This window comes from Kitasatospora sp. NPDC058170, assembly GCF_042883905.1.
GTDB lineage: Bacteria > Actinomycetota > Actinomycetes > Streptomycetales > Streptomycetaceae > Kitasatospora.
In genome coordinates this window covers 1-8,952 of sequence record NZ_JBHVUV010000072.1, presented here as the reverse complement: position 1 = coordinate 8,952, position 8,952 = coordinate 1, and the positions used below count along the sequence as shown (strand labels likewise).

At 70.1% G+C, this 8,952-nt stretch carries 1 protein-coding gene; it reads right to left on the bottom strand.

The annotated features are described in order from the left end of the window. The coding region (locus tag ACFVVX_RS37655; RefSeq protein WP_387952668.1) for an amino acid adenylation domain-containing protein at window positions 1–8,952 on the bottom strand (8,952 nt) is incomplete at both ends.

Below are 8,952 nucleotides of genomic sequence, written 5' to 3'. Positions count from 1 at the left end.
GGGGCTCCTGTGGTGCCGTGGGGGGCGTAGGAGTGGGTGGTCCAGTTGAGGTAGTTGGCGAGGCCGTGGTGGTGGATCTGGACGCCTTTGGGGCGTCCGGTGGAGCCGGAGGTGTAGATGACGTAGGCGAGGTTGTGGGGGTCGTGGTGGGTGTGGAGGGGGGTGGTGGGGTGGTGGTCGGTGGGGTTGGGGTGTTGGTCGAGGGTGATGAGGGTGGTGGGGTGGGGGAGGGTTTGGAGGGTGGGGGTGTGGTGGGTGGTGGTGAGGATGGTGGTGGTGTGGGTGTCGTCGAGGATGTAGGTGAGGCGTTCGGTGGGGAGTGCGGGGTCGAGGGGGAGGTAGGCGGCGCCGGTTTTCCAGATGCCGAGGAGGGCGGGGAGGAGGTGGTGGTCGCGGTCGAGGGCGACGCCGATGAGGGTGTCGGGGCCGGCTCCGAGGGTGCGCAGGTGGTGGGCGATCTGGTTGGCGCGTTCGTCGGTCTCGCGGTAGGTGAGGTGTCGGTCGCCGATGATGACGGCGGTGGCGTCGGGGGTGGTGGCGGCCTGGCGTTCGAAGAGTTCGATGGTGGTGCCGGTGGGCCACTGGGTGTCCGGGCCGGCGGCCCACTCCACCAGCAACCGCTCACGCTCCGCATCCGACAGGCAGTCCGCGGTCGCGTCGCCCGCGGCGTCCGCCGCCATGGCCTCCAGCACCAGCCGGTACATCGCGGCCAGCCGTTCCAGGTTCGCCTCGCTCAGCACACCGGTCGTCGTGACCAGCTTGATCGTGCCGCCCGTGGCGATGGCACTCAGCGCGAACTCGTTGGCACCGGCGTTCTCGGTCGAGTCGGTGTCCACCGTGTCGGAGTCGATCTGGTGGAAGTCCTGGTGGTCGAAGAGCGTGGTGAGCAGTCGCTCGTTGGTGCCGGTGTCGCGCTGGATGGCCGGGAGCGGGTGGTGGCGGTGGGTCCAGATCTCGGCTTCCTGGGCGTAGACGTGTTCGACGAGTTGGCGCCAGGTGCCGGTGGGGCGGTGGGCGGGGAAGGGCAGGGTGTTGAGGTGCATGCCCAGGACGCGGTCGGCGCCGGGGGCCTCCAGGCGGCCGTGGAAGACGACGCCGCTGTGGAAGGCCTCCTCGGGAGTGAGCGTGCTGAGCACCTTGAGGTGCGCGGCGAGCAGCACGCTCTTCAGCGAGGCCTTCGCCTGGACGGCCAGCCGCTGCAGACCCGCCTCCACGTCTCGGTACGGTACGAGTGCCCGGTGGTGGTCCGCGGTGTCGCCGCGTTCGTCGGCCCATTCGGCGGGAAGCCGGACCGGCGTGTGCCGGTCGACGATCTGCCGCCAGAAGGCCTGGCTGTCGTGACTGGTCAGTGACTCCAGCTCGGCGGCGATGAAGTCGGCGTAGCGGACGGACGGCGGCTGGTGGTCGGGGAGTTCACGGCCGTCGTGCAGGTGCTGGTAGCACTCGACGATCTCCATGAGGAGGGTGTTGAGGGTCCAGCCTTCGGCGATGGCGTGGTTGTAGCTGAAGGTGAGGCGCCAGGCGTCGTCGTCTTCGAGGTGGGCGCTGATGCGCAGGAGGGGGGCGGTGGTGAGCTCGAAGCCGGTGGCCCATTCCTGGTCGGCGAAGGTGCGCAGGGCCTGGTGGAGCTGTGTGGTGTCGAGTCCGCGCCAGTCGTGGACGGTTACGGGCAACTCGGCGGTTTCGTGGACGAGTTGGAGGGGCTGGGAGTAGCCGTCGAGGTGCATGGAGGTGCGCAGGATGTCGTGGCGTCGGGTGACGGTGTTGACGGCCTGGCGCAGGGCGGGCAGGGAGAACGCGTGCTCCGCCGGGATCCGGAAGGAGTTGATGTTGTGGTAGAGGTTCTCGCCCGCTGAGTCGGTGGCGGCCGTGAGCATCTCGACGAGCATGCCGGTCTGGATCTGCGACAGGGGGTAGGCGTCGACCACGTCGGCCGGGAGTGCGGCGCGGTCCTCGTCGCTGATGAGGGCGAAGGGGGCGACGGCCTGGATGAGCGATTGGCCGGCGGTCTGGCCGGAGAGCAGGTTCGCGAGGTCGGTGACGGTGCGGTGCTGGAACACGTCCCGGACCGACAGCTCGTAGCCGGCGGCGCGCAGGGCGCCGACGAGCCCGATGGCGCGGATGGAGTCGCCGCCGAGCTCGAAGAAGCTGTCCTCGATGCTGATCCGGGGCAGGCCCAGGACGTCCGACCAGATGGCGGCCAGCCGCTCCTCGACGGGGGTGCGGGGCGCGATGTAGCGGCTGGTGGCGAACGCGCTCGCGTCCGGATCGGGCAGGGCGCGGTGGTCGACCTTGCCGCTGTTGGTGAGGGGGACGCGGTCGATGGCGATGTAGGCGGCCGGGACCATGTAGTCGGGCAGTGCGATCGTCAGGTGGGCCCGGAGTTCCTCGCTGGGGCACGGGGAGCCGTCGGCGGTGACGATGTAGCCGATGAGTGTCTTGTCCTCGTTCTGCCCGTGGGCGGTGACGACGGCGTCGCGCACGGCCGGGTGTTCGCGGAGGCGGGCTTCGATCTCGCCGAGTTCGATGCGGTAGCCGCGGATCTTGACCTGGGTGTCGATGCGGCCGAGGTAGTCGAGGGTGCCGTCGGGCTGGCGGCGGGCGAGGTCGCCGGTGCGGTAGAGGCGCGAGCCCGCCGGGCCGAACGGGTTGGGGATGAAGCGTTCGGCGGTGAGGGCGGGGCGGTGGTGGTAGCCGTGGGCCAGTCCGGTGCCGGCGAGGTGGAGTTCGCCGGGGATGCCGTCGGCGACGGGTTGGGTGTTGGTGTCGAGGATGTGGGCGTGGGTGTTGGCGAGGGGAATGCCGATGGCGACGGTGTCGGTCTCCTCGGGAACTTCCCAGTAGGTGGACCAGATGGTGGTCTCGGTGGGGCCGTAGACGTTGACGAGTCGCTGGACGCGGCTTGTGAGTTCGTTCGCCAGGTCGGGTGTGCAGGCCTCACCGCCGACCAGTGCGGTCACCGCGTAGTTGTCGAAGCCGGCGGTGAGGAGCAGTCGCCATCCGGAGGGCGTGAGCTGGACGTGGGTGACCCGGTGGGTGTCGATCAGCCGGGTCAGGGCCTCGGGGTCCTTGGCCTGTTCGCTGGTCGCCATGGCGATGCGGGCGCCGGTGGTGAGGGGCAGGAACAGTTCGAGGCCGGAGATGTCGAAGGAGATCGAGGTGGACGCCAGCCAGGTGCCGCCCCGGCCGACGCCGATGTCGTTCTGGACGGAGGAGAGGAGGTTGTGGAGGGCGTCGTGGGGGATCATGACGCCCTTGGGGCGTCCGGTGGAGCCGGAGGTGTAGAGCACGTAGGCGAGGGCGTCGCCGTCGTGGGGGGTGTGGAGGGGGGTGGTGGGGTGGTGCTGGGCGTGGTCGGGGTGGACGCGCTGTCCGGTGAAGGCGGTGTCCTGGTCGGCGTCCTGGTCGTTGTCGGTGATCAGGATGGTGGCGGTGGCGTCGGTGAGCATGTAGTGGCGTCGTTCGGCGGGTAGGGCCGGGTCGACGGGGATGTAGGCGGCGCCGGCCTTCCAGGTGGCGAGCATCGCGGTGAGGACGGCGGGGCTGCGGTCCAGGCAGATGCCGATGTGGTCGCCGGGGGTGACACCGAGGCTGGTGAGGTGGTGGGCGAGCTGGTTGGAGCGCTCGTCGAGTTCCTGGTACGTCAGCCGCTCGTCGCCGCACACCACGGCCACGGACCGCGGCTTGGCGGCCGCCTGGGCCTCGAACATGCCGAGGGTCAGTACCTGGTTGGTCGGTTCGGTGCGCAGGCGGGACACGGGGTTGTTCTCCACTTCGGGTAGACGTGCGGCTGTGGCGTCGCCGTCGGGATCGGCGGCCATCGACTCCAGGACGAGCCGGTACATGGAGGCGAGCCGCTCTGCGGCGGCCCGGCCGAGCGAGTCGGTGCTCGCCTTGACGACAAGGGTTCCGCCGGTCGCGACCACGCTGACGGCGAACTCGTTGGCTCCGGTGCCGAGGCCTGCTCCGACGTCGATCGTTTCGGCGTCGACCTGGTGGAAGTCCAGGTGCTCGAACATGACGGGGATGAGGCGTTGGCCGTTGCCTGCTTCGCGTTGGACGGCGGGGAGGGGGTAGCGGCGGTGGGTCCAGATTTCGGCTTCCTGGGCGTAGACGTGTTCGACGAGTTGGCGCCAGGTGCCGGTGGGGCGGTGGGCGGGGAAGGGCAGGGTGTTGAGGTGCATGCCCAGGACGCGGTCGGCGCCGGGGGCTTCGAGGCGGCCGTGGAAGACGACGCCGGTGTGGAAGGCGTCGTCCGCGGTCAGGGAGCTCATGACCTTGAGGTGGGCGGCGAGCAGCACACTCTTGAAGGACGCGTCGGACTGCTTCGCCAGGATTCGGAGATCCTCTTCGAGATCCTGGTAGTCCGTCACGAGCCGGAGCGACTCACCGGTTCCGTCCTTGGCACCCCAGCCTTCCGGCAGGCGCAGCGGAGCGTGTCCGTCGACGACGTCCTGCCAGAACGCCCGGTCCTCGGGACTGGCCAGTGACTCCAGCTCGGCGGCGATGAAGTCGGCGTAACGCACCGACGGCGGCTGGTGGTCGGGGAGTTCACGGCCGTCGTGCAGGTGCTGGTAGCACTCCACGATCTCCATGAGGAGGGTGTTGAGGCTCCAGCCTTCGGCGATGGCGTGGTTGTAGCTGAAGGTGAGGCGCCAGGCGTCGTCGTCTTCGAGGTGGACGGCGATGCGCAGGAGGGGGGCGGTGGTGAGGTCGAAGCCGGTGGCCCATTCCTGGCCGGCGTAGTCGCGCAGGGCCTGGTGGAGCTGTGCGGTGTCGATTCCGCGCCAGTCGTGGACGGTCACGGGCAACTCGGCGGTTTCGTGGACGAGTTGGAGGGGCTGGGTGTAGCCGTCGAGGTGCATGGAGGTGCGCAGGATGTCGTGGCGTCGGGTGACGGTGTCGACGGCCTGGCGCAGAGCGGGGAGGGAGAACGCGTGCTCCGCCGGGATCCGGAAGGAGTTGATGTTGTGGTAGAGGCCGGCTGCCGGGTCGGCGGTGGCCAGCATTTCGATGAGCATGCCGGTCTGGACCTGGGACAGGGGGTAGGCGTCCGTGATGCCGGCGGGCAGGGCGGCGCGGTCCTCGTCGCTGATCAGCGAGAACGGTGCGACCGCGCGGATCAGCGACTCGTCGGCCGCCTGGCCGGCCAGGCCGGCGCCCAGGCCGGCGATGGTGCGGTGCCGGAAGACGTCGGGGATCGACACGTCGTACCCGACGGCGCGCATCGCTCCGACGAGTCGCACGGCGCGGAGGGAGTCGCCGCCGAGGTCGAAGAAGTTGTCCTCGATGCCGATCCGGGGCAGTCCGAGGACGTCGGACCAGATGGCGGCGAGGCGTTCTTCGACGGGGGTGCGGGGGGCGATGTAGCGGGTGGTGGGGAGGGCGTTGGTGTCGGGTGTGGGGAGGGCGCGGTGGTCGACCTTGCCGCTGTTGGTGAGGGGGATCCGGTCGATGGCGATGTAGATCGCGGGGACCATGTAGTCGGGCAGGTCCGTGGCGAGGTGCTCGCGCAGGGCGGCGGCGTCGATCGGGGTGTCGGTGACGAGGTACGCGACGATGTGCTTGACGCCGGGGCTGGGCTCCTGGGCGGCGACGACGGTGTTGTGGACCGCGGGGTGTTCGCGGAGGCGGGCTTCGATCTCGCCGAGTTCGATGCGGTAGCCGCGGATTTTGACCTGGGTGTCGATGCGGCCGAGGTAGTGGAGGGTGCCGTCGGGCTGGCGGCGGGCGAGGTCGCCGGTGCGGTAGAGGCGGGAGCCGGCGGGGCCGTGGGGGTTGGGGATGAAGTGTTCGGCGGTGAGGGCGGGGCGGTGGTGGTAGCCGTGGGCGAGTCCGGTGCCGGCGAGGTGGAGTTCGCCGGGGATGCCGTCGGGGACGGGCTGGGTGTTGGTGTCGAGGATGTGGGCGTGGGTGTTGGCGAGGGGGGTGCCGATGGCGACGGTGTCGGTTTCCTCGGGGACTTCCCAGTAGGTGGACCAGATGGTGGTCTCGGTGGGGCCGTAGACGTTGACGAGTCGCTGCACGCGGCTGGTGAGTTCGTTCGCCAGGTCGGGAGTGCAGGCCTCACCGCCGACCAGCGCGGTCACTTCGTGGTTGTCGAAGCCGGCGGTGAGGAGCAGCCGCCATCCGGAGGGTGTGAGCTGGACGTGGGTGACCCGGTGGGTGTCGATCAGCCGGGTCAGGGCCTCGGGGTCCTTGGCCTGTTCGCTGGTCGCCATGGCGATGCGGGCGCCGGTGGTGAGGGGCAGGAACAGTTCGAGGCCGGAGATGTCGAAGGAGATCGAGGTGGACGCCAGCCAGGTGCCGCCCCGGCCGACGCCGACGCCGACGCCGACGCCGATGTCGTTCTGGACGGAGGAGAGGAGGTTGTGGAGGGCGCCGTGGGGGATCATGACGCCCTTGGGGCGTCCGGTGGAGCCGGAGGTGTAGAGGAGGTAGGCGAGGGCGTCGCCGTCGTGGGGGGTGTGGAGCGGGGTGGTGGGGTGGTGCTGGGCGTGGTCGGGGTGGACGCGCTGCCCGGTGAAGGCGGTGTCCTGGGTGTCGGTGTCCTGGTCGGCGTCCTGGTCGTTGTCGGTGATGAGGATGGTGGCGGTGGCGTCGGTGAGCATGTAGTGGCGTCGTTCGGCGGGTAGGGCCGGGTCGACGGGGATGTAGGCGGCGCCGGCCTTCCAGGTGGCGAGCATCGCGGTGAGGACGGCGGGGCTGCGGTCGAGGCAGATGCCGATGTGGTCGCCGGGGGTGACGCCGAGGGCGCGCAGGTGGTGGGCGAGCTGGTTGGAACGCTCGTCGAGTTCCTGGTAGGTGAGTTGGTCGTCGCCGCAGATGACGGCTGTGGCGTGGGGTGTGGTGGCGGCGTGGGTCTGGAAGAGGTGCAGGGGGCTGGTGCCGGGCCATTCGGTGTGGTGGCCGTGCAGGGGTTCGAGGGTGTCGGCGGGGAGGTGGGTGGTGGTGGCGTCGCCGTCGGGGTCGGCGGCCATCGCCTCCAGGACCTGGCGGTACATGGAGGCGAGGCGCTCCAGGGCCACCGCACTGAGAACAGCCGTTGTTGTCCCCAGGCTGAGTGCGCCGTCTGCGGCGATGATGCCGAGGTCGAACTCATTACCGCCGGTGCCGGTGTCGGTGCCGTTGTTGTTGGTGGTGGGGTCGAGCTGTTCGAAGTTCTGCTGTTCGAACATGACGGGGATGAGGCGTTGGCCGTTGCCTGCCTCGCGTTGGACGGCGGGGAGGGGGTAGCGGCGGTGGGTCCAGATTTCGGCTTCCTGGGCGTAGACGTGTTCGACGAGTTGGCGCCAGGTGCCGGTGGGGCGGTGGGCGGGGAAGGGCAGGGTGTTGAGGTGCATGCCCAGGACGCGGTCGGCGCCGGGGGCTTCGAGTCGGCCGTGGAAGACGACGCCGGTGTGGAAGGCGTCGTCCGCCGTCAGCGAGCTCATGACCTTGAGGTGGGCGGCGAGCAGCACGCTCTTGAGCGAGGTGTTGGCCTTGAGGGCGAGGGCGCGCAGCGCGTCTTCGAGGTCGGCGAACGGGACCTGCCTGCCGTGGCGGACTCCCGTGGGGGCGTCGGCCTGTGACCAGTCGGCGGGCAGGCGCAGCGGAGCGTGTCCGTCGACGACGTCCTGCCAGAACGCCCGGTCCTCGGGACTGGCCAGTGACTCCAGCTCAGCGGCGATGAAGTCGGCGTAACGCACCGACGGCGCCTGGTACTCGGGGAGTTCACGGCCGTCACGCAGGTGCTGGTAGCACTCCACGATCTCGGTGACCAGGAGGCTGAGGGTCCAGCCCTCGGTGATCGCGTGGCAGTGGCTGACCGTCAGCCGCCAGGCCTCGTCGTTCTCGATGTGCACCTGGACGCGGAGCAGGGGAGCGGCGGACAGCTCGAAGAGGTCGGCTCGCTCCCGGGCCAGGTCCTCGGTCCGGCGCCGCGTCTGTTCCTCGGCGTCGAGACCGCGCAGGTCGTGGACGGTCAGCGGCAACTCGGCGGTATCGTGGACGAGTTGGAGGGGCTGCGAGTAGCCGTCGAGGTGCATGGAGGTGCGGAGTGCGTCATGGCGGGCCGCCAGGACGTCCAGTGCCTCCCGCAGCGCCTCTGCCGAGAAGGGGTGCCGGTCGGGAACCCGGAGCGAGTCGACGTTGTGGTACGGAGTACGGGTCCGGGTGCCCCGGTCGTCCCGGGCGGCCAGCATCTCGACGAGCATGCCGGTCTGGATCTGCGACAGGGGGTAGGCGTCGGTGATGCCGGCCGGGAGCGTGGTGCGGTCCTCGTCGCTGATGAGGGCGAAGAGGGCGACGGCCTGGATGAGCGACTGGCCGGCGGTCTGGCCGGAGAGCAGGTTCGCGAGGTCGGCGACGGTGCGGTGCTCGAAGACGTCGCGGACCGACAGCTCGTAGCCGGCGGCGCGCAGGGCGCCGACGAGTCGCACGGCGGCGATGGAGTCGCCGCCCAGGTCGAAGAAGGTCTCCTCGACACCGAGGTGCTCCAGGCCGAGGACCTGGCCCCAGGTCGCCGCGAGGTCCCGCTCGACCGGGGTGCGCGGGGCGGTACGCGCGCCGCCCGCGCTCCCGGACAGTTCCGGTGCGGGCAGGGCACGGTGGTCGACCTTGCCGTTGCCGGTCAGAGGAATGTGATCGATGGCCGTGTAGGCGGTGGGGAGCATGTAGTCGGGCAGGTCCGCGGCGAGGTGCTCGCGCAGGGCGGCGGCGTCGATCGGGATGTCGGTGACGAGGTACGCGACGATGTGCTTGACGCCGGGGCTGGGTTCGCGAACGGTGACGACGGTGTCGCTCACTGTGGGGTGTTCGCGGAGGCGGGCTTCGATTTCGCCGAGTTCGATGCGGTAGCCGCGGATTTTGACTTGGTTGTCGGCGCGGCCGAGGAAGTCGAGGGTGCCGTTGGGGAGGCGGCGGGCGAGGTCGCCGGTGCGGTAGAGGCGGGAGCCGGGGGGGCCGTAGGGG